Origin of the sequence: Albibacterium profundi (genome assembly GCF_042159835.1) — a bacterium.
Taxonomy (GTDB): Bacteria; Bacteroidota; Bacteroidia; order Sphingobacteriales; family Sphingobacteriaceae; genus Albibacterium; species Albibacterium profundi.
This window is the reverse complement of sequence record NZ_JBBVGT010000002.1, coordinates 2150658-2172161: the sequence shown is the minus strand read 5'-3', so window position 1 is coordinate 2172161 and position 21504 is coordinate 2150658. Positions and strand designations below refer to the sequence as shown.

At 40.1% G+C, this 21504-nt stretch carries 19 protein-coding genes; all 19 read right to left on the bottom strand.

Annotated elements, in window-relative coordinates; all coding sequences use genetic code 11:
- Window positions 1-11 precede the first annotated feature (11 nt).
- The 19 genes from WKR92_RS11140 to WKR92_RS11050 all read right to left on the bottom strand — a co-directional run bounded on the left by WKR92_RS11140 (window position 12) and on the right by WKR92_RS11050 (window position 21501).
- The gene (locus tag WKR92_RS11140; protein ID WP_375557886.1) at window positions 12-932 is read right to left on the bottom strand and encodes a response regulator transcription factor; all 921 of its coding nucleotides are present in this window, start codon (window positions 930-932) and stop codon (window positions 12-14) included.
- A gap of 15 nt (window positions 933-947) precedes the next feature.
- Window positions 948-1517 carry a GNAT family N-acetyltransferase gene (locus WKR92_RS11135; protein WP_375557885.1) on the bottom strand — a complete coding sequence of 190 codons (570 nt, stop codon included), beginning with the start codon at window positions 1515-1517 and terminating at the stop codon, window positions 948-950.
- A 109-nt stretch (window positions 1518-1626) separates the two neighbouring features.
- The gene (mobC, locus tag WKR92_RS11130) at window positions 1627-3627 is read right to left on the bottom strand and encodes a conjugal transfer protein MobC (protein WP_375557884.1); all 2001 of its coding nucleotides are present in this window, start codon (window positions 3625-3627) and stop codon (window positions 1627-1629) included.
- A 6-nt stretch (window positions 3628-3633) separates the two neighbouring features.
- Window positions 3634-4884, bottom strand: a complete 1251-nt coding sequence (locus WKR92_RS11125; RefSeq protein WP_375557883.1) for a relaxase/mobilization nuclease domain-containing protein — start codon at window positions 4882-4884, stop codon at window positions 3634-3636.
- Window positions 4869-5249, bottom strand: coding sequence for a plasmid mobilization protein (locus tag WKR92_RS11120; protein WP_375557882.1), 381 nt, complete (start codon window positions 5247-5249; stop codon window positions 4869-4871). The genes WKR92_RS11125 and WKR92_RS11120 overlap by 16 nt, the downstream gene beginning before the upstream one ends.
- A 156-nt stretch (window positions 5250-5405) precedes the next feature.
- The gene (locus WKR92_RS11115) at window positions 5406-5681 is read right to left on the bottom strand and encodes a hypothetical protein (protein ID WP_375557881.1); all 276 of its coding nucleotides are present in this window, start codon (window positions 5679-5681) and stop codon (window positions 5406-5408) included.
- Window positions 5657-5989 (bottom strand): helix-turn-helix domain-containing protein, encoded by a 333-nt coding sequence (locus WKR92_RS11110; RefSeq protein WP_375557880.1) that lies wholly within the window; start codon window positions 5987-5989, stop codon window positions 5657-5659. Before WKR92_RS11110 ends, WKR92_RS11115 begins: the two co-directional genes overlap by 25 nt.
- A 442-nt stretch (window positions 5990-6431) precedes the next feature.
- On the bottom strand, window positions 6432-8912 hold the full coding sequence (locus WKR92_RS11105; RefSeq protein ID WP_375557879.1) for a multicopper oxidase domain-containing protein: 2481 nt from the start codon (window positions 8910-8912) through the stop codon (window positions 6432-6434).
- A 155-nt stretch (window positions 8913-9067) separates the two neighbouring features.
- Complete coding sequence (locus WKR92_RS11100) at window positions 9068-11173, bottom strand: copper-translocating P-type ATPase (protein ID WP_375557878.1); 2106 nt, start codon at window positions 11171-11173, stop codon at window positions 9068-9070.
- A 170-nt stretch (window positions 11174-11343) separates the two neighbouring features.
- The gene (locus WKR92_RS11095) at window positions 11344-12720 is read right to left on the bottom strand and encodes an MBL fold metallo-hydrolase RNA specificity domain-containing protein (protein WP_375557877.1); all 1377 of its coding nucleotides are present in this window, start codon (window positions 12718-12720) and stop codon (window positions 11344-11346) included.
- Window positions 12721-12821: 101 nt separating this feature from the next.
- A complete protein-coding gene (locus WKR92_RS11090; RefSeq protein ID WP_375557876.1) occupies window positions 12822-13667 on the bottom strand; it encodes an ATP cone domain-containing protein in 846 nt (281 codons plus the stop codon).
- A gap of 115 nt (window positions 13668-13782) precedes the next feature.
- Window positions 13783-14844, bottom strand: a complete 1062-nt coding sequence (locus WKR92_RS11085) for a class I fructose-bisphosphate aldolase (RefSeq protein WP_375557875.1) — start codon at window positions 14842-14844, stop codon at window positions 13783-13785.
- A gap of 168 nt (window positions 14845-15012) precedes the next feature.
- Window positions 15013-15684 carry a hypothetical protein gene (locus WKR92_RS11080; RefSeq protein ID WP_375557874.1) on the bottom strand — a complete coding sequence of 224 codons (672 nt, stop codon included), beginning with the start codon at window positions 15682-15684 and terminating at the stop codon, window positions 15013-15015.
- A 39-nt stretch (window positions 15685-15723) separates the two neighbouring features.
- The gene (locus tag WKR92_RS11075; protein WP_313260121.1) at window positions 15724-16827 is read right to left on the bottom strand and encodes a site-2 protease family protein; all 1104 of its coding nucleotides are present in this window, start codon (window positions 16825-16827) and stop codon (window positions 15724-15726) included.
- A 47-nt stretch (window positions 16828-16874) separates the two neighbouring features.
- The gene (locus tag WKR92_RS11070; RefSeq protein ID WP_375557873.1) at window positions 16875-17906 is read right to left on the bottom strand and encodes a type II glyceraldehyde-3-phosphate dehydrogenase; all 1032 of its coding nucleotides are present in this window, start codon (window positions 17904-17906) and stop codon (window positions 16875-16877) included.
- Between the two features lie 2 nt (window positions 17907-17908).
- Window positions 17909-18244, bottom strand: coding sequence for a DUF5676 family membrane protein (locus tag WKR92_RS11065; protein WP_375557872.1), 336 nt, complete (start codon window positions 18242-18244; stop codon window positions 17909-17911).
- A gap of 298 nt (window positions 18245-18542) precedes the next feature.
- Window positions 18543-19436 (bottom strand): ribose-phosphate pyrophosphokinase, encoded by an 894-nt coding sequence (locus tag WKR92_RS11060; RefSeq protein ID WP_003010063.1) that lies wholly within the window; start codon window positions 19434-19436, stop codon window positions 18543-18545.
- Window positions 19437-19446: 10 nt separating this feature from the next.
- Window positions 19447-20949, bottom strand: coding sequence for a thymidine phosphorylase family protein (locus tag WKR92_RS11055; RefSeq protein ID WP_115170702.1), 1503 nt, complete (start codon window positions 20947-20949; stop codon window positions 19447-19449).
- A gap of 72 nt (window positions 20950-21021) precedes the next feature.
- Window positions 21022-21501 (bottom strand): heme-binding domain-containing protein, encoded by a 480-nt coding sequence (locus tag WKR92_RS11050; RefSeq protein WP_375557871.1) that lies wholly within the window; start codon window positions 21499-21501, stop codon window positions 21022-21024.
- Window positions 21502-21504 lie beyond the last annotated feature (3 nt).

Below are 21504 nucleotides of genomic sequence, written 5' to 3'. Positions count from 1 at the left end.
TAAAACACTGTTTAAGCCCTTTGTTCCATTTTATGGACCAATTCGACACGATTACAAACACCGGTTTTATCATATACATTCCGCACGTGTGTCTTAACAGTAGATTCGGAAATATAGAGCTTTTCAGCGATCGTTTGGTACTTGTTTCCTTCACGTAGTAATTGAACAATTTCTATCTCCCGATTGGTAAGGTTATAATTCTGACTATTCTCATCAAATACCGAAGATTTATCTTCATTCAAACTCAGTTCCAATAATTGTTGATACTCCAAACGAGCGGTCTTCACGGACTTTGACAGAAACATAAATGTGATAACAATGAGCCCACCGTTGGTGCAAAGCACTTCAACGCGTTGTCCCCAATCGAAATAAGCGATCAAAGGCATGGCTGCCCAGGGAATCACGGCTGCATACATAGCCAAAACCTCTATGAAACTTTCTTCATTCCGATCTTTGAACTTAATTCGTATCGCTTTCAGGATTTGCCATAGAATGACAAACGAATAAAAGAACGGGATGACAACCCCATTCTTGATCGCAAAATCCAAATTATTGTCCACAGAGTAAACGATTACGAAAAAGATAAAAAAAGGTAGTAGAAAGAATAATAGAACGCCGTATATAGCATGAAACCTCAACGAGTCCAGCTCAAAGGCTTTGTAAAAGTAATAGGGGAAATACGAGGCCATAAGAAAACCACAACCGTAAGCAATGCTATTCTGTGCTACGATCGGCAGAGCAATTTCGGGGTCTGGGAACAATCCACCTGTAATGTTGTACACAATGAGGATTATCAACAGGATCAGATAATACAGCCGTTGTTTTTCTTGAGGACGAGATAAATAATATATCAACTGATAAAAGAACATCACAGATTCGAGAACAACGAAAATGAATGTTATCAGGAGCATTTCTGTACCAAATACTTCCATATCGCACCGATTGACTTATTTCCTGTTCAAGAAGTAAAGATTATAAGAAAGGTTCAACTCGTTGTAGACATCAAATCCGAATTTTTTATACCAAGGGATATTCGTTAGCGTAGACGTCTCAAGATAGACAGGTCGTTTCATCTTCTGGCTTTCCAAAATAAGCTCGTTCATTAAACGCGATCCGATTCCCAGTCCCTGTTTGTCAGGTCGAACGCCAATAAACCACAAGTAATACATCTCCACTTGCGGCTGCATTTTTTTTATGCTTGATTCCCTTTTTAATGCTTTCCCGATATTAGCAATACCAATGCAGTTCAAAACCAATTTAACATCGAGCATAATCATAGAAAGATTCGTCTTTTTTCTTTCTGGATACAGAACAAGAGCGGCAGCGTCGCGATCGTCCGAAAGGTAAACATCACCAAACCGCTTACAGACCTCAAAGGAGTAATCCATCAAGGCACGGATACGCTCTTCATTGTTTTTAGGGGAGCCGGCGATATAATTTACGCTTTGATTGTTTTTAAAGGATTCAGTAAGAATATCAAGGATCAGAGCTTTATCATCATAATCTGCTTTCTTCATGGTAAATTTCTTTTAACGACAGGAAACAAGCTAAAAATTAAACAAAATTATTATTGATTAAATTCAGGCACTTATATTGTAAACGAACAGCAATTTGAAATATTGTCACTCACAGCTTCATATTTCTCATCTTCGGAATCTTTGGCTGCTTTGCCACGTCAGCGCTAGCCTCTGACTTGTCCTGCTTCACACCTAACTCCGCGGCAACGAGTTCTTGGATGTCTTGCTTGATCTGATAATAATTCATCTTAACAATCCCCGAATCGACACTCCGCACCTTTGGGATAGGTTGATAAGCAGATTCCTCTTTTTGCAATGCACCGTGATCATTTTGAATATGGTTGTGAAACATCTTGAGTTTTATCTGCTCGTCTGGGTTGTCAGCAACCATCCCTACAAATTCACCGGACGAGAGGGACGATATTTTCGATGCAGGTATCGCAAAGTCCAACTGGGTAGATTTACTGACAGATGTATCAGAACTATTAATCGAAATACTTTTTCGTTGCTGCTGGATTTTCCCAAAGCGCTCCGAGAGATGCTTAGCTGTATCACCCGTAACTTGTCCGGATATGACATTCCCGATGATGTTCAGGATCACTTCCGCCTGTTCCCTACCGTAGTCCTTTTTTAGCTGACTATAATCCTGCACCGCGAGGGTCGTTGCCACCTGATTCGATCGTGCCGTGGCAATTAAACTATCCATGTTATTAAAGTAAATTGTGGGGAATTCGTCGAAGATCAAACTGGATTTACGTTTATCTTTTTGGTTCACAAGCTTAATCATCCGTGAAATATAAAGGCTTAGAACAGCTCCATAAACCTGTTGTTTTTGCGGATTGTTCCCAATACAAATAACCTTCGGATCATCGGGTTTATTTAGGTCAAGCGTAAAGTCATTGCCCGATAGAACATAATATAACGCAGGTGACGATAGCTTAGCCATACTTATCTTGGCACTTGCTACCTGGCCTTCCAGTTGATCAAATGCCTCATTTTTCCATGCCGACACAAATGGATTGATCAAGACCTCTATCTCCGGTTCTCTATCCAGTACGGGAAACAAATATTGATAGTCCAACTGCATCAACTCGATTACATGGGGCAAAGTGCAATAAACCCCACCGCGGTACTTTTTAAGATACCAGATAATCGCCGTTAGAAAATTGATGGGTGATTCAACAAAGAAATCACCCTGCTTTTTTATCCATTCGCGGTTCAAGCCCAACATAATCGTTCTCGCTGCCTCCGTTGCATCTGTAATATCATTCATACCCTGTGGATCAAGAGGGTTACAACGGTGCGTGCGATTCAGATCGTCAAAATTGATCACATAAAACTTCGAACGGTTTTTATCCTTTAACAGCGTGTTGTAAGCTATCCGACTGAGATCATCGTATTTAAAATCATAGATGAACATCGAAAAGCCCTTTTTAATATGTTGGGTAATGATATGCCGAATCGCAAAGTAAGATTTCCCAGAGCCGGGAGTCCCCAAAACCAAGAGCCCACGAAATGGGTTGATAATATTGATCCAGCTATCGCGGGACATTCCTTCATAGAAGTATTTGGCAGGTAAGTTTATGGAGTATTCATTGCTGATTTTCCTTTCCTCCTGCGGGAAAGTCTCATTCTCGTTGTTGAAGATGTCATTCATCAAATTCATTTTCAACAACCTGGTCAGCCGTGTACCACTGCTTAAAACCAAAAGATACCCAATAGCACAAAAGCCTACGTACAGAGCGACCAATACCAATAAATCCAAATCCAACTCAAAGGCCAAAACACTGCCATAGTATAATCCAAATCCTAAAAACGCGTATAGAATCAATGGTCTCACATTTGCCTTTTCATCTTTCCGACCTCTAACACCTAAAAGGGAAACCAGAAGCAATCCCAAAGCCCAGGTCTTGACCAAAAGAATTGACTCAAAAATCTTGATCATGGATATTTTCCCGATGAGCTGATCCGTTACCCCTGAGTAAAATCCAATCTGATGAAAGACCCGATAACAGGATACATAAAAGTGGAGTACCAAAATCGCAATAGAAAGAAGCCTTGTAAAATCCGCTACTTTCCGTAACCCTTGTTCATTTTCACCAGTTCTCATAGTTCTCTAATTTTGAATCTTCCGTCTTCTTTTCTTTCTTTTCCGTTTCAGCTCGTTGTTCTCAAGGTTATCATCAAACTCAGGTTTCAGCAGTTCTTCTAATAGATTCCCTTTCCCCAAGTAAAATCGTCCTACTGTTCCATTTGTAATCGGTGACAGGTATTGAGAACGTTCGTTCGATCCACTTAGTCTGTAAGCCTTGCCAGCCGTCTGCGATGACAGGAACCATTGGCTTAATGCATTTGCACTATATGCCTTCCCGAGATCACTACCATTGAAAACACATTTTGTATTGTGGTCAACAAACGTTACCCCATACAAACGACCTTCGCCATTTCTTCGAAACAGGACATCAATACCATACGTAGACAATGCTCGTTCAAACCTTTCAGAGGTTATTTTATTTTTCATCACCCGATCAATGGCAGCCTTTAACTGATCCGCATTGGGTTTCCTGGCAATTTTTTTTGAGGCAAACTTTAGTTCCAATTTCTGCAAGGTTGGCGACGAGTAAATGCTACTTGCCTTTATCGGAATCCCAACCTTTTTGCCATGCTCATCCATTGCCCAATACCGAAGTCCTTTTTTAGCATACATCACTGAATCTCTTGAACCGCGGTCAGCGAATACATTATAACAGGAAAGCACGGCGTTAAACTCCGGGAGACTGGTAAAACGATAGGATTGTATCACGCCATGCACAACATTTGAGATCGCCCGCTTGGTATCATCCTTTCCATAAAAGACTTTTGATAATGCCAGAGCTTTAGATTTATACAATTCCCTATGCTGTTGGGCCGGAACCAACCCGTATCGCTTTTCAATCAGTTTCCGTGCTTCTTCGGATTTCGTTTTGCCTAAATTGTGCAAGCTGATTCGCTCGCCAGAATGCCTGATGTTCGTCGTCACGATATGGATATGTGGATGACCGGCATCTTTATGCAGGTAGACCAGAAACGGTTGGTCTCCGAAACCGATCCCTTCCATGTAGTCACGGGCGATTGCATTTAACTGCGTTTCATCCACCCGCTCATTCACAGCGAAATTCAATGAAATGTGGACAGCGTTGGTCTTTGCTCGTTTGTTCCTTTTTGTCAGGTTCTGAAAACGTCCTAGCTTATCATGGAAGTTCAACCGTTGAACCTCCTTCTTAAATCCACTTTGCCATATCAATTCCGCCTTCCCCTGATCCACTTTGTTTTCGTTGTAACTGAGGGCTGCCCGAATACTTTTACCGCTTATTATTTTTGCGACCATGTCTCTGATAAAAAATCCATTCTCTCCTTGGTCTCTCTTATCATCGGCTCCACTTGATCCCTCAAGACAACCATCACACCCTCCCATACTTCGGCATCGGGCATCCCCATTACACTGTTGAGCTTATGCACCGCCTGGTTAAAGTTATTCCCGATATAATTGATCTCCCTTCGGATCCGTATCAGTTCCTCCTGTGAATCATCGATCGATCTGTTCCGATAGGTGAAGGTCAGCGTTTTGCCGAACAATAGCTCGCGCATATATTCGGTCATATTCTGCGACGTCGATTTGCGAAACCCTTTCTCGATAATTTTATACTCGTTTGAGTTAAACCGTATGGTTACCCGTCTAATTCTGTTTTCCATTGTTTCATTTTTTCAGATCAAAAAATCCGACTTCGGAGGTATTCTTTAACAAATAGCCTGACTTTGGAAGCAGCTCTAAATTTCCGTTTGTCTGACAAACGTACATCTTGCTGATTGCAGAAAACGACGCAATCTACCCTCAAAGATCCTTCGATTTCAAGGGATCATCAGCTTCGATTTGCTTCGGAGATATGGTCGGTTTTTTTGCCTTCGCCACATCCAGTCCAATGCCTTTGCTCGCCAGTTCTTAACCGGTACTCCTTTCGTCCCTGTCCAGTGCCGGGCCGAGTATTCTTTGAAAAAAGTTTCGGCGTCCTTGTGCCCGAAACCTTTTTGATCAAAGAAAATGGTTACTTGTACAAAACAAGGAATATCAGTATTATTGCTCCAAGCCACATCGTGAAATCCTAATACATATCTTCCTTGTTGCACTTCTTGGCTTCCATCATGGCGTGAATATCTTCATAGTCATAGTAGATGGACCCGCCGATTTTGGTATAGGGCAAAGTCCCGGTATCCCGGAGTGTTTGAAGGAAGCCGTGGGAAATTCCAAGTAGTTTTTTAACCTCAGTAGACTTTAACCATTTTTTGCCGGGCTGCCCTTTGCTTTCTTTGATGATCTGCTTTATTTCATTCAGCATTTCATCTTTGAAGTTTTCTAAATCGCCAATGGTTAGCAATTGATCTTTTGTTGGAAGAAGAGACCGTACTCCTTTCTTTTGTTGAGATACTAGTGTCATAATTCATTGTTTTTGAATTACAAAAGAAGAAAGGAAGCGTATTGTAAATTCACACCTTGTTGGTGAGGTGTGTGTTTTTAATGATTTTGGAACCCGCATTCTTTTGAAAACAGCAAAGGTCTCACGTTCACTTCACCAGTAAAGAGCTTTCACGGCATAAATTCTCCCTCGTGCCTCAGTGCGATTTATTCCATGTTCTCTTGACAGGTTCATTCACTTAGGAGAGGGGAGCTTTATCAAAAGGAATCCGAGGTTTTGCGCGTTTTTATCTCGCTGCCGCAGCTTAGGGATAAGTTTTCTTGATTATTAAAGGAGGGATTATTTAGCATAATCTACTTTTGTATATAACGTTTTGGTTTTCAGGCAATCCTGCTAAAAAGGCGTCGTCAACTGACAACGCCTTTCTCAACCACTAAACTAAAACTAAAATCGTGGAACCAATCTAGTAAGACAGGGTCAACCCAACACCCCAGCCCATATCACTATCATAATGGCTGGAGAGAGAAGTATTTTTGGTCAATATATATTTAAGTCCTCCCATATATTCTTTGTCTGTGTTGACCGAAAATGCGCCTCTCAACCGTGGAGCTAACGGAATGTCTTCTCTACGTAACTGTAAACGAACAATGCCATCCGTGAAAACTTCCGCCTGAAAATCTATAAGCATGGGTAACGTGTAAACAAATCCCGCGCTTAGAGCAGTTCTCTCATTTTTAGAGCTTTTCTGGCCAAAGACGTTTTTTTCAATCTCATGACTTCCGAACTCTCTATATCTCCAACCGAATCCCACAAAAGGCATAAACCATTGCATCTTTCCAATGTATCTTCCAATACGCGCTTCAGTTTCGTATCCATGTTTGTCATTATAACCTAGTCTCCATTCTGCCCCAAAACTCCATCTCGCATTTTGTAACATAGCCTGTCCATCATTACCGTTCGTTGCGAAATCATTTTCTGCCATAAAGTGTAGTTGGTTACTTTCTCTTTGGAGCTTTTTATACGCATATTGTTTATCGGGGAGCTCAGGGTTTTTATAATCTCCGACTTCGAATACACGGTTCATGCCTGCCATCATATGATATAGAATGTGGCAATGAAAGAACCAATCTCCTTCGGTATTCGCAGCAAATTCTATGGTGTCTTTTTCCATAGGCATGATATCAATTACATTTTTCAGCGGTGATTGAACCCCATGACTATTTAGGACCCTAAAATCAAATCCGTGAAGGTGCATAGGATGGCGCATCATGGAATTATTAATAAGCGTTATTCGAAGGATCTCGCCCTTTTTTACCGGGATTTTATCTACCTCTGAAAGCACCTTATTGTCCAAGCTCCATACGTATCTATTCATGTTGCCTGTTAATGTGAAAGTGATTTCTTTAACGGGCTGGTCTTTGGGTAATTCAGTATTATAGGGTGATTTGAGCATGTCGTAATTTAAAGTTACTATGTCAGTATCTCCCATATCATGACTAGAATGATCCATTGCCTCATCCATTTGCATCTTATTGTCCGCTTGATCGCCGGTAATTTCTGGATACATGACGGTATTCATGTCCATTTTCTGAAGGCTCATGTTCATTCCCATATCTTTCATATCACCGTTCATTTTCATCATGTCGTTCATCATTTTCATCCCTTCGAAGTACCTAAGCTTAGGTAGTGGCGGATGAGCTTGTTTAACACCTTCCCCAATAAATATTGAGGTCGATTTTGTACGATCTTCTGGCGTTACCAAAAGTTCGTAGGAAGCATCTTTTTCTGGGATAGTTACGACGATATCATACGTTTCTGAAACACCTATGATCAATCTATCGACTTCAACAGGTTCGACATCATTACCATCATTGGCAACCACCATGAATTTCCCTCCTGCGTAATTCACCCAAAAATAAGACGAGGCCCCTCCGTTGGATATTCTTAATCTTACTTTATCACCTGCTTTGAACTGAGAAAGTTGTTGTCCGTCTGCACCATTGATTAAAAATTTATCATAATACACATCACTTACATCCATGGCAAGCATACGTTTCCATTCATTTATTACTTTAGTTTTGAAATGCCCCTCTTTTATAGCATCAAAATAGCTTTGCGTGGATCCTTTTTTTATAGCGAACCAGTCATTGGCGTTATGCAGCATCCTATGGACATTATCAGGGTTTAAGTTCGTCCACTCACTTAGAATCAAAGGTACGGTCGGGAGGTCATCAATACCTTTTCTAAACGTTGGATCATCCTGACGCTTTTCCATTATAAATGAACCATACATGCCTATCTGTTCTTGTAAGCCTGAATGGGAATGGTACCAATGAGTTCCGGTCTGAATTATCGGGAAACTATAAGTATATGTTGAATGAGGTTTGATTGGCTTCTGTGTAAGCCAGGGTACACCATCCTCCTTGTTGGGTAACATCACACCGTGCCAGTGCAACGAAGTTTCTTCATCCATCATGTTATGCACAACGATGACAGCGGTATCCCCCTCTGTGAAAGTAAGTGTAGGCATTGGAATTTGTCCATTAACGGCAATGGCTCTTATCGGTTTACCCCCATAATTTACGACAGTATCTTTTACATAAAGATCATACTTTACCACCTTGCCACCTTTTAGATTTTTTTTGGGAAGAAGGGGAATGACCTCTTGATTTTTTGCTTCCATATCCATTTTTCCATGGGCATTGTGCTTCTCCCCGTCATCTTTTGGCACAAGTTTCATACCGCATTTCGGACAATTTCCCGGTTTATTCGAAATAACTTCTGGGTGCATTGGGCACGTATAAGACTGCTGATTTTTGCTTTCCTCGATCCTGTGTGAGTGTGCCCTCTTTTCACCGTTTGAAACTTCTGGTAAATGCCCTGTCTGAGCATTCACGCCCAGGTGTACCAACATTAATGCTATTAGTAATATGTTCCTTTTCATTTGAAAAAATTATTAATCCTTAATAAACGCTTTAACGGAATTTATGTTTCATTGACTTCTTCTACATAAATTAGAAGACTCCCTAATTATATCGTGTATTCTACTGATCATTATTTGGGTTTGGTAGTTTCCATTTGATATATAGTTTAAATATTCTATTTCTTATTCAGTTTTAGTAAAGTTGCATTGAACGCAACGACGATGGTACTGACGCTCATCAAAACTGCCCCCATAGCCGGACTCAACACAAAATTGGGATACAATACTCCAGCTGCCAATGGAATAGCGACTATATTGTAACCGACTGCCCAAATGAGGTTTTGTATCATTTTTCGATAGGTCCGCTTTCCAAAATCTATCAATTTTACAACATCCCTTGGATCACTGTTTACCAGTATAATATCTGCTGTCTCAGCGGCCACATCCGTTCCGGAGCCAACCGCAATTCCGACATCAGCCCGGGCCAACGCCGGGGCGTCGTTTACGCCATCACCCGTCATAGCAACAATTTCACCCTTCGATTGATACTCTTGTATTTTTTCCTGTTTGTTATGTGGTAAAACATTTGCTAAAAATCCATCCATCCCCAATTTATTAGAAACCGATGCGGCTATTTTCTCATTGTCCCCTGTTAAAAGAAATGATTTTATTCCCATTGCTTTAAGTCCATTTATTGCCTCCTGAGATCCTTCTCTTATTTTATCCGCAAGGGTGATAATACCGACTACCTTGCCTTCAATGAATACATAGTTTATAGTTTCTGTATCCTGATCGATTTCAGAAGGGGTGGCAGGTTTATCAAGGTTGTTTTCCGTAAAATAATTTGGTCCAGCAGCGACAATTTCTTTACCGTTTACCTTTCCTTTTACACCAATTCCCTGCATGTATTGGAAATCATCAGATTTCCATAACTGAAGCCCTTTTCCTTTAAGAAGTTTTATCATGCCCTTTGCAATGTGGTGCTCGGAATTTTGCTGAACAGCTGCGGCATACTGGATAATCTCATCTTCGGAAAAACTGTCCAGTACAATGACTCTTTGTACCTCGTGTGAACCCTCCGTTAAGGTACCGGTTTTATCAAAAATGACAGTCGTTAAACTCCGTGTAACCTCAAACGCTGTCCGATTCCGAATAAGCAACCCATTGGTTGCGGAGAGGGTAGTTGAAATAGCGACTACCAAAGGAATGGCTACTCCTAATGCATGAGGACACGCCGTAACCATAACAGTAACCATTCTTTCCAATGCAAATGCTAAATCCCCACTTGTATTATACCAGTATCCAAATGTCGCGACACCGACTCCGATCGCAATGAAAGTAAGCCATTTGGCAACCTTATCGGCTAGGTTTTGCGTGTTCGATTTTGCAGCTTGAGCATCTTGCACAAGATTGATAACTTTGTTCAGATAACTATCCTTACCGACTCCGGTTGCTCTTATTTTCAATGATCCATCGCCGTTTATGGCTCCGGCTATAACCTTTGATTTTGTTTCCTTTTTTACCGGAACGCTTTCCCCTGTAAGCATACTTTCGTTCACATAGGAAAGTCCTTCAATTACATCTCCATCTGCTGGGATTTTCTCTCCAGGCTTGATAATGACAATATCGTTGTTAGTCAATTCCTCCAGTTTAATCTTAAAAGCTTCACCGTCTCTTTCTACCGTTACTTCATTTGGCAAAAGTGCTACCAAGGTCTGAAGGGCCTTGGACGCAGCCATTTGGGAACGCATTTCCAGCCAGTGTCCGAGCAACATAATAACGATCAGCGTTGCCAATTCCCAAAAGAAATCCATTCCTTGAAGCCCAAAAACCACTGCGGTGGAATAAAAATAGGCTACAGAAATAGCTATGGCTACCAAGGTCATCATCCCAATGGCTTTTGCTCTGATTTCCCCCACCATTCCTTTTAAAAAGGGCATTCCTCCGTACAGGTAAATTAAAGTCCCAAGGGCAAGCAGCACATATTTGTCTCCGGTAAATTCCAAACTGTACCCTAACCAGTTCTGGATCATGTGTGAAAGTGCAAGAATAGGTACGGTTATAATCAAACTGATCCAAAATCTTTTCAGGAAATCATGCGTATGATGACCTTCATGTTTATCATGTTGGTGTGCTGAATGCAGGTGTTCCCCATGTTCATGATGGTTGTGATTGTGACCACTAGTTTTCCCAAAAGGAACTAAAGCCATTCCGCATAATGGGCATTTCCCCGGCTCATTTTTGAGTACTTGGGGGTGCATTGGACATGTGTATTTTTTCATAAAAAAAGATTTAAGATTTTTTAAATTTATTAGCTATAGTGAAGAATAATGTATTTTTTACAAGGTAACATTTTCAATGTGGTTTAAAAAGCTTCATATAGAGCAACCCTTTAACGCTCTTATTGCTTTTGATATGGAACTTAACAATTCTAATTTTTCAAGATTAAAAACTATTCTATTTCCTCAATACTGTAGAGTTCTGGGATTTCAGCATCCCATCCGTATGTTTTCTTTATTCCTTTTTGAAGGGCTTCCGCACTTTCTTTTTCGCCGTGTACAATAAAGATTCGCTCGGGTTTATAGTTTAATTTGCTCATCCAATCCATAAGTTCTGCATGGTCTGCATGTGCCGAGAGTCCTTTAATTTCAGCTACCTCCATATTAAAAGGCACCCATTTTCCGTATACTTTTAATTCCTTATCCCCTTCCAATAATTTTCTTCCACGGGTACCTTCAGCCTGATAACCTATAAACAGCAAGGTATTCTTGGGGTTCTGCGTTTGTGATTCCAGATAGTTGAGCATTCTTCCACCTGTAAGCATTCCACTTCCTGCAATTACTATTTTAGGTTTATTGTCAGTTCGTAATTCCATAGTTTCACGATAACTGCTTACCACTGTAAAATACGAACACATTTCATCACATTCATTGTCTTTTAATCGATGCCAATCCCTTGTGCGATGGAACAGCTCCAATACATTGGCTCCCATTGGGCTGTCCATTATCATTTGTACTTTTGGTATTTTGTTCTCCTTGAGCAATCTCCAAAAAACAAGCATCATCAGTTGGGCACGTTCAACAGAAAAACTTGGGATAAATAAGCTGCCGCCTCTATTGATGGTGTCGTTGACTAATTTTTCAATCTGTGGAATGGCTTCCACTTCATCAGGATGAAACCTTCCTCCGTAGGTCGATTCTATGAAAAGAACATCGGCCTTTTTCGGTTTCAAGGGTGGGTACAATAGTAAATCATTTGTTCTTCCAATATCTCCCGAAAAAACAAAGCGTTTTCCGTGTACATCTAGCTCTATGAAGGTAGCACCCAAAATATGTCCATTATACTTAAATCGGGCTCTGATACCATCAAACAATGGAATCCATTGTGATTGAGGAATATCCTTAAAATGTGAAATGGTTTTTTCTACATCCTTTAAATCGTAAAGTGGTAATGCGGGACTGTGTTTGGAATAACCTTCCTTATTGGCACGCTCGGCTTCCTGTTCCTGTATTTTTGCACTGTCGTTCAGTATGATTTTGGCAATATCCAATGTTGGATTGGTGCCATAGATATGCCCATTATACCCTTGTTTTACCAATCGAGGGAGATAACCTGTATGGTCTAAATGGCCGTGGGTAAGCAGTACCACATCTATTTTTGAAACTTCTACAGGCAGATACTCCCAGTTTTTAAGGCGCAATTCTTTCAACCCTTGAAAAAGACCGCAGTCTATTAGAATTTTACGATCTCCCGTGTCCACTAAATATTTTGAGCCGGTTACGGTACTTGCCGCACCCAAAAAATGGATATTTATTTTATTGTTTTTCATTTGTCCGGTATTTTATAGTGTCCACCACCAGAAAGGTGTGTAAGCAATTCTCCAATTTTCATCTTTTTTGTATTTAAATTAATAATTGTTTATTTGTGACTTCATATATGAGTGGCGCATAATTCTTCTGAATCTTCGAGAATATTTTTATGTCTTGCTTTCGGTATCCCTATTTTCTCTAATAAACCTGGGTTTCCGTAAACTTCTTTGCAAAGCACAATACCTTCATCCAATAACTTTGTTTTTTCAGCTTTTGTGAGTGTTGTTAAAGCGGTTAACGGATGTAGCCCGGATTTATCTATTCTATCCTTTAAACCATTTCCTCTTGGGTAATCCCAACCTGTCAATAATAATCCAACACAATTTCCATATTGTATGGCATCACTTGTAAATCGGGTATTGGTGTACAAACCTCCTTTATGAAATTTAGCCTCGTGGCCTTTTAATTGTAGCCATTGTTTTTCTACATCCAAAAATCTTGAATGGATATATAGGGGAATCTTCACATTGCAAAAACGTCCCTGGTCACCGTGGTATTTACATTCTATCATATAATGATCATTATCCTTTTGTGCTACCACATCTACTTCGTGTTGTACACAATTACCTTTTACAATCACACCAACTTTTGCATCAAACCCTTCGTGGGCCAATAATTTACCTACCAATTTTTCAAACGGAAAGCCGGATGGCCCCAATTCCATCAAGGCTTTTTTGAGCTTGTACTTTGAAGCACTAACCCTTGATTTATCCTTCAGCATCTTGAACGCCATTTGATAAATTTTTTTGGTGGAAATACCATCATATAATTGGTTTTCCACTTGCGCTACTATATGTTGAATCAATTCTTCACTTGCTTGGGAACGCCTTAAGGAATTAATAAGCTTGTCTACATTAAAAGCTACCACGTCGCCAGAATACTTCACTATGTTGATTGGGTGTTTCATTTTTTTATATGTATTGTCATTACTGGTAATGCTGAATGAATTGGTTATGACCTCGGCAAGGATTTTTTAAAATAAGCTTAGAAATCCTAAAGGACTGATGTTTTAACCAAATACTTCACGCTATTGTAATTTTGCCGTTCAAATAAACACTTTGGACCGCATTGATTAATTCTATCCCTTCAGCGAATGGTTTTTGAAATGCCTTTCTTCCCATAATCAATCCAGTTCCTCCTGCTCGTTTATTGATTACGGCCGTTGTAACTGCTTCAACTAAATCAGACTCACCTTTGGATCCGCCTCCTGAATTGATCAATCCTATTTTGCCCATATAGCAATTGGCCGCCTGCAATCTGCATAAGTCAATAGGATGGTCTGTGGTAAGCGCTTTATACATAGCATCGTCATACTTTCCAAATCCTATTTCTCTAAATCCAAAATTGTTGGTCGGAAGTTTTTGTTTGATTATATCAGCCTGAATGGTCACACCCAAATGATTGGCTTGTCCCGTTAAATCTGCAGACGTGTGATAATCTTCCGTTTCGGTTTTAAAAGCATCATTACGGGTATAGCACCATAAAATGGTTGCCATTCCCAAACTATGTGCTTCTTCGAAGGCTTCGGCTATTTCTTTAAGCTGTCTGTTACTTTCTTTTGAACCAAAATAAATGGTAGCACCCACGGCAACAGCTCCCATATCCCAAGCCGATTTAACCTTTCCAAATAGTGTTTGGTCATAGGAATTTGGATAGGTAAGCAGTTCATTGTGATTAATTTTTACAATAAATGGGATTTTGTGGGCATATTTTCGGGCGTTCAATCCCAGTACGCCAAACGTAGATGCCACAGCATTGCAACCAGCTTCAATGGCTAGTTTTATTATATTCTCGGGGTCAAAATAGTCACGGTTTTTATAGAACGAAAAAGCGGCACTATGCTCAATACCTTGATCGATAGGCAGGATGCTTAAGTAGCCTGTGCTCCCCAGATTCCCGTGTTTGTACAACTGGGAAAGACTTCGCAGTACTTGTGGATTTCTATTGCTATTTCCAAATACCTGGTCAAGACCATCCTTACCGGGGGTTTGTAATTCATCCTTCGTTATTTTTTCACAAACGTGATCCAAATAGAAGGATGCCTTTTTCCCTAATAGCTCTGCAATATTTTCGTTTATTTTCATTTTTTTAACTTTACTTAATTCATAAACTTCTATTTGTTTTGGAAAAGGACGTTGCCGCATCGGTTTCAATTCCGGAAAGTGCATAACTAGAGCAACCCGTTGCTCTCAAAATCCTTTTGCTCAAGAACTTAACTGCTTCTTGTTTTTATGTGCCATTCCAAGTTGATTTTATTTATAGCTAACAGTAAAATAACCACCGTTCGCTTGTTTAAATACCTGCTTCTGCAATAAACCCGAAAGCGTTAAATATTCCGTTACGTCATAATTAATTGTTCTTACCTGTATGCCCATTAGATAAGCTTTAATGGAAATTTTTTCTGTAATCTTCAGGTTGTTATTTTCTTTAATGAGCACACGATTGGTGACATCTACATTGTTTTTTGACCCAAGGAAATTGAGAATGCCTGTTTCCACATACATCGTCAAACTCATACTGCGTATCATTTCATCAGCCGCTAAAGCATAAAGTTTTTTAAAATCCCCGGATTTCACGGACACCCTGACCTTCCTCTTTTTGGGATTGATTGCAAAGACCGATAAAAGCACGTCAGCGTCTTCGGGACGACACTCATAATTGGTCGTGTAGGTTGACTCTAACTTCTGTGCTTCGTCATAAAGTTCAGTTTTGATGTTTATAAAGAAAGTCCCGCCCCTTCGGGCCATTTTTCCGGCAGTAAATATTTGCTTCCCTGTAAGTTTTCCCTTTTTGTCAAAACTTTCTCTTGTTATCTTTTTGCCTTCTATTTGCTCAATCAACATTGCGTTGTCCTGAGCTTTCAATGTCGCAAAAGGAAATAGGAACAGAGTGAAAAATAATATGCTATAAATTGATTTATTCATATCTCGTTTTTTTTCTTTAAGCCAGATTGATAGGCTTAGTTAACTTTTCTTTCCTGATAAGGCTTGTTGCACCAAAATCAATTCACTTATATTTTCTTTATCTACCATGCCAACCAGTACGCCTTTATCCTGTACTGGATAAACCTTATAACCCTTTGTTGTCATGTTTGAGAAAACGTCCTGCAGGCTCATCTCCGGTGAAAGTATTGTGAAGTCCGTCCGCATGCTGTTCCTTACAGGAGACGATTTTCCGAAAGCAGACAACCCCTGTATCAGTTCTTTCCGCGAAAGCACGCCCTGAACTTTGCCATCTGTAGCGACAAGAAAATCCTGCTCCTTCCCGTCGAGCAGTATCTGAACTGCTTTTTCAAGGCTGTCGTTTGGAAGCAGGGTAGTAAACCGTGTCATCAACACTTTTCGAACATCATAGCCTTCCAGTATGCTGTGTGTAGCTTCATAAGTAGCTTCGCTACTGGCTCCTAGGTATATAAACAATCCGATAAAAACAAGCCAGAAATTAAAGAAAAAGCCCAGGAAAACTAACAAAATTGCTAGAAATTGACCTACTTCGGCAGCAATTCGTGTGGCCTTGGATCTATCCATTTTGAAAGCAAGAAGCGCTCGCAATACCCTGCCACCGTCCATTGGAAAAGCCGGTATAAGGTTAAATACTGCCAAAATGATATTTGCTACAAAGAGATTGAAAACAAAAGACTCGGTTTGCATGTGATCCACGTTTTTTAGCACAGTCCAATCAGGCATCGTAGCAGAAAGCTGCATATATATCCACAGAGCAGCAGCAATAACGATATTAACGGCGGGACCTGCAAATGCCACCATCAATTCCTGTTTTGGTTTTCTCGGCATGCTTTCAAGAGTAGCGACACCACCAATAGGGTAAACCGTAACATCTTTAGTCTGAATATTGTACCGCTTAGCTGTAAGAGCGTGTCCAAATTCATGAAATATCACACAAACAAACAAAGCAAGGATAAAAACTACTCCCCATATTGCTTCCGAAAAGCCATGACCCATTTGTGTGTGCATCAGGAATACCCAAGCCAGAAGTATCACAAACGTCCAATGAATAAACACCTTTATGCCTAAAATATTTCCGAGATACAAAGCCCATTTCTTTTTCATACTATTCCGTTTTAATTATATGATTGCTTATTTCTTTTGTTTTCCGACTAATAAAAACTTTGCTTTATGCCAAGGCTCGCGTTCGTCTTTATAATTGACTTTTCAGCATTAGGTTCTATTCCAGTCAATGCACGGATAGCATCTATGGTTTCGGGGATAACGATGGCCTGATTGTCCACTATGTAAGCATAAAACAATTCATCGCCCTGTACTTTCAGCATATCTTTCCATACAGCTACTTCATACATATCGCCATACGGACGACCCATTTCAAGCATCAGTTCTTTCACCGTATTGTTGGCTGGCAGCCCATCGTTGTAATTAATCATAGCTATTCTGGTGGAATTGGCGAATGCCTGCAATACTTCATCTTTTGCCGCCTGCCGGGAAAGCTGCACATTCCAGTAATGAAGGTGGCTTAGGGTTTGCGGCACTTTAATAGCGGTAGTAATTACATCCAAAGAAGGATCAATCGTTTGTGCATCCGGCCCCTGGTGGCTGGGTATATCTTTTTCAGGAACGAGGGTATTCATTATACCATTTAAATGACTTTCCCATGGGTCGGTTGCTCTTCGAAGCAATGTGCCTCTTGCTTTCTTTAGCAGTCCGGCATTTTTTAATGCCGTAAGCGTACGCACAATAGAAGTTGTATTGCAAGATACAACGCGAGTGCTTTCACGTCCGATGGCAGTTTCATAATTGTTTTCCGCGCTAAAAGAGTGCCCCGTGGTTTCATGTTTTTCTCCTCCGTGTACAATAAATTTTATACCCATTAGCCTATATTTTGGAAGGTTTTGGGACGCTATCTTTTTTGGTGTACAATCAATTACAATATCGGCTGCCTGCAACATATCATCCAAACTGCCTACTACCGGAAACCCGACTTCCTTCATTTGATTACTGACTGCTTGGTCAAAACCGTAAACAAGGTAACTTTTACTTACTGCCATTTTGATGCGCCAATCTGTAACAACATCACACACACCGATTAATTCCATGTCATCCTGAAGGCTGACAGCATCTGCTACCCGTTTGCCTATTACGCCATACCCATTGATGGCTACTTTGATCTTTTTCATAACTACAATTTGGTTTTTGAACTGATATTATAAATAGCTGCAATACACGAACCCACCAGCCAACCGATAATAAAAATTTCAACAATACCCATACATACTTCCCAAAAAGAAACATCCGTCAGGATAATTGACGTTGTGTCTATACCATGAAGAATACCGTTGAAAAATGAAACTGTGCCACTATGACCCACGGTGGCCATTACCAAAATACAACCAACATAAAGCAGTGTTGCAGTAAGCCCTGTTGCAAGGCCGAACCTTTTAACATTAATGGTGTCCATGTTTTTTTTCTGATTTAGTAGTTTCTGAATTTTGTTGCTTGTGATCGTGACTGCCATGAACCATCGGCATTAATAAATGGCAGGCAAACATGAATACAATGAAAATAAACATTGAAACTTGTGAGCTCAGCCCTAATGCGGGAGCTAAAAAAATCAATAATAGTGGAAGGATACATCCAATAATCATCCATAGGTGTTTCATGATTTTTAGTTTAGAGTTAGAATTTCTCTTTTCTGTTTATTAATATAAAGATATTGAATCATTTACAGTGAGCTATTACATTTTTTCTTGCTTTTGCTATAACTTTTACTGATTTACTTTCTTTAAAATGTTTTTTTCTGAAGTTCTACTTAATCATATCTGGTCCATTATTTGTTTTACCTCTTTTGCCAATACATTACTCAAATCAATAGCATTTGAAGGGTGTGGAATGGTGTTACAGGTTACTATGTTGTTCACTCCGGTATCCATTAATTCCTGATAGGCATTACCCGAAAAAACAGCGTGTATGCCTATACATATCGGTGGTTTCATTCCAGCAATTTTCAAATGTTCCACAGTTTCAATCATTGTGCGTGCAGTTGAGATTATGTCATCCACTAAAACAGGGGTATGATCTTTGTATCTACCCACCTCGGGGACAGAAACCTCCACTTCACGGTCTCCATGACGCACCTTTTGCAGTACCGTAAATGGTGCTCCCGCATTCTTCGCAACTTCTGAAACCCATTGCTCGCTTTCAGAATCTGGACCTATAAGGACAGGGTTTTCGATGTTTTCAATTATCCATTCTGAAATAGCATCTGCTGCACGGACGACTTTATTTGGAATGTCATAAACTTCTTCCAAAGAACTTATTCGATGCAAGTGGGGATCAACTGTGATAATGCTATCGGCAAAACCAGAAACTAATTTTCCAAAAAAACCAGAGGTTACTCCTTCACCCTCATTAAAAACTTTGTCCTGTCGCATATATGCGAGGTATGGAACTACCAAACAGGTACATTTCGCACCTAGCGACTTTGCCGTATGGCTTAAAAAGTAAAGTGGCAACAATTTTTCATCAGGTTCATGTAAAGTACAGATTAGTACCACACGTTTGTCTTTAACATCAGATAAGATACGGGTATAGGTTTCTCCGTCTGGAAATTTGCGAAACGTCACATTGCCAATTTCCGCATTCATTTTTTTTGCCAAAAGCGCTGTGAGTTCTTCATTTCCCGGAAGACTAAATAATATCGTGTTCATAGTATGTTCTTTAAATTAAGGTTATAATATTGTCGTGATGGTTTTTATATTCCAAAGCATAATTAAGCTCGCCTTTGGATTCTGCATAAATAGTATATAGTAGCTGGCCCTTTTCAATATTTTCTCCCAGACGGACATTTAAATGAATCCCTGCGGATTTAGATTGAGGTGCACCCGAAAGTTTGGCGAGTTTTGCAATTTTTCTGTTATCAATTACTTGCAGAACTCCCGGCTTTTCGGCTCTAACTTCATTTTTATAGTGTGCTAAAACAGGTTGTGAGAAGCGACCTTGGGCTTTGCAGATGGAAATAAATTTTTTATAAGCTTTACCCGATTCTAACACTTGCTTCGCTGTTTGGTATCCGGTTCCCGAATCGACTTTTCCCGAAAGCTCCAATAGTTCTCCAGCTAAAAGCAATGATCTTTCTGTCAAGTCTTTAGGGGCATCGGCTTCATTTTTCAGCACTTTCAAGATATCAATGGCTTCAAGCGCTGGGCCAATTCCCCTCCCCACAGGTTGGGAACCGTCTGTAATTATTACTTTTACATTCAATCCCACTTCTTTGCCTATTGCTTCCATATGATCCTGTAATTCCTGCGCCATTTTTGTACTTCTCATTTTTGCAGTTTCACCTACAGGAATATCTATAACAACGTGCGTGGAACCCGCCGCTGCTTTTTTTGAGAGTACCGAAGCAATTAGCTGTCCCTCGCTATCTATATCGAGGGCTTTTTCGATTTTTATCAGCAGATCATCTGCCGGGCTTAACTGGGCTGTTCCACCCCAAACGATACACCCCCCTTCCTTATGAACCACTTCTTTTATTTTTTCAGGGGAAAGCGTTACATTGGTAAATACTTCCATGGTATCTGCAGTACCGGCAGGCGAGGTAATGGCACGGGAAGACGTTTTGGGCATTGTAAGGCCAAAGGCAGTAACAATGGCAACTACCAACGGTGTTGTTCTATTGCCTGGTAACCCTCCGATGCAATGCTTATCAACAACAATCTCCTTGTTCCAGTGCAATTGCATACCAGAAGCAATCATGGCTTTTGTAAGATAGGTGATTTCATCAAGATCCATTCTATTTCCGGCACAGGCGGTGATAAATGCTGTGAGGTCGATATTGGAATAATTGCCCTGAACTATATCCGTAATGATTTCATTGTACGCCAAGTAATCCAGTTTCTGATTGTAGATTTTTGCCCGTACGTGGCTTAAAGATTTAATAGGTTCCAAATGTGAAACATACAAAGTTTCATTTGGGGAAACATTCAGTTTTTTTGCTGCGGCGTCCGATAACCCAATTTCATCAGTCAATAGAAGATTGGATGAAATTACATTAAGACTTGCTACGATTGAGTCCGTTGCAGTGGATATTCTAATTCGGGTAAGTGCCTCAAAGCCTTCTGAAGCACAAACGTGGCAGTTTTCATGCATATATACTACATTCTCGTTTTGAGTGTAGATTCCGAGATGTTTGTATTTTAAAATATTCGATTGGTTTTCCACTTTTCTTGTTATTAAAATTTATGTTCTGAACCTATTTCCGAAGGAACCGTCTGTACTATTAACACTCTAAACTTATTCATTATCCGTTAACGAATTAAAGTAATCAATCAACAACTTCTTGTCGTCCATACTCAAACGAGCACCCTCATGCATCCACAAATAAGAGGTTAATGGCATTTTATTTTGTTCAATTTGCTTGATAATTTGCGTGAACTTTGAATTAAGCTTCCGAGGCCCGTAAGAGGGCAATTCATCAAAATTCAACTTTTCCTTTCCATCTTTTACATGCTTATCCATTAGCCATGCCATGGGTTGAATCTCACTGTACCATGGGTAATTCGTATTGTTGCTGTGACAGTCATAACAGGAAGCAGCCAAAATTGCATCGACCTGTTTACCCACTTTAAAAGTATCAACAAAAGCCTTTCCCGCAGGAGAGGCTTTTGTATTCTTTTGAGGTCTTACTAACTGAATTAACAATAAAACAGCTAGCAAAACCATAAAGACTAGTTTTGATTTAGAAATTGCATTTTTTTTTCTGATGCCTTCCATAAC

Bases quoted from the DNA above. Each gene is read 5' to 3' on its own strand.
- WKR92_RS11110 (WP_375557880.1), bottom strand. From the start codon at position 5,989: ATGACACTAGTATCTCAACAAAAGAAAGGAGTACGGTCTCTTCTTCCA.
- WKR92_RS11070 (WP_375557873.1), bottom strand. From the start codon at position 17,906: ATGAAAAAGATCAAAGTAGCCATCAATGGGTATGGCGTAATAGGCAAA.
- WKR92_RS11065 (WP_375557872.1), bottom strand. From the start codon at position 18,244: ATGGCAGTCACGATCACAAGCAACAAAATTCAGAAACTACTAAATCAG.
- WKR92_RS11140 (WP_375557886.1), bottom strand. From the start codon at position 932: ATGGAAGTATTTGGTACAGAAATGCTCCTGATAACATTCATTTTCGTT.
- WKR92_RS11100 (WP_375557878.1), bottom strand. From the start codon at position 11,173: ATGAAAAAATACACATGTCCAATGCACCCCCAAGTACTCAAAAATGAG.
- WKR92_RS11075 (WP_313260121.1), bottom strand. From the start codon at position 16,827: ATGAAAAAGAAATGGGCTTTGTATCTCGGAAATATTTTAGGCATAAAG.
- WKR92_RS11125 (WP_375557883.1), bottom strand. From the start codon at position 4,884: ATGGTCGCAAAAATAATAAGCGGTAAAAGTATTCGGGCAGCCCTCAGT.
- WKR92_RS11085 (WP_375557875.1), bottom strand. From the start codon at position 14,844: ATGAAAATAAACGAAAATATTGCAGAGCTATTAGGGAAAAAGGCATCC.
- WKR92_RS11105 (WP_375557879.1), bottom strand. From the start codon at position 8,912: ATGAAAAGGAACATATTACTAATAGCATTAATGTTGGTACACCTGGGC.
- WKR92_RS11090 (WP_375557876.1), bottom strand. From the start codon at position 13,667: ATGAAACACCCAATCAACATAGTGAAGTATTCTGGCGACGTGGTAGCT.
- WKR92_RS11060 (WP_003010063.1), bottom strand. From the start codon at position 19,436: ATGAACACGATATTATTTAGTCTTCCGGGAAATGAAGAACTCACAGCG.
- mobC (WP_375557884.1), bottom strand. From the start codon at position 3,627: ATGAGAACTGGTGAAAATGAACAAGGGTTACGGAAAGTAGCGGATTTT.
- WKR92_RS11050 (WP_375557871.1), bottom strand. From the start codon at position 21,501: ATGGAAGGCATCAGAAAAAAAAATGCAATTTCTAAATCAAAACTAGTC.
- WKR92_RS11095 (WP_375557877.1), bottom strand. From the start codon at position 12,720: ATGAAAAACAATAAAATAAATATCCATTTTTTGGGTGCGGCAAGTACC.
- WKR92_RS11135 (WP_375557885.1), bottom strand. From the start codon at position 1,517: ATGAAGAAAGCAGATTATGATGATAAAGCTCTGATCCTTGATATTCTT.
- WKR92_RS11120 (WP_375557882.1), bottom strand. From the start codon at position 5,249: ATGGAAAACAGAATTAGACGGGTAACCATACGGTTTAACTCAAACGAG.
- WKR92_RS11080 (WP_375557874.1), bottom strand. From the start codon at position 15,684: ATGAATAAATCAATTTATAGCATATTATTTTTCACTCTGTTCCTATTT.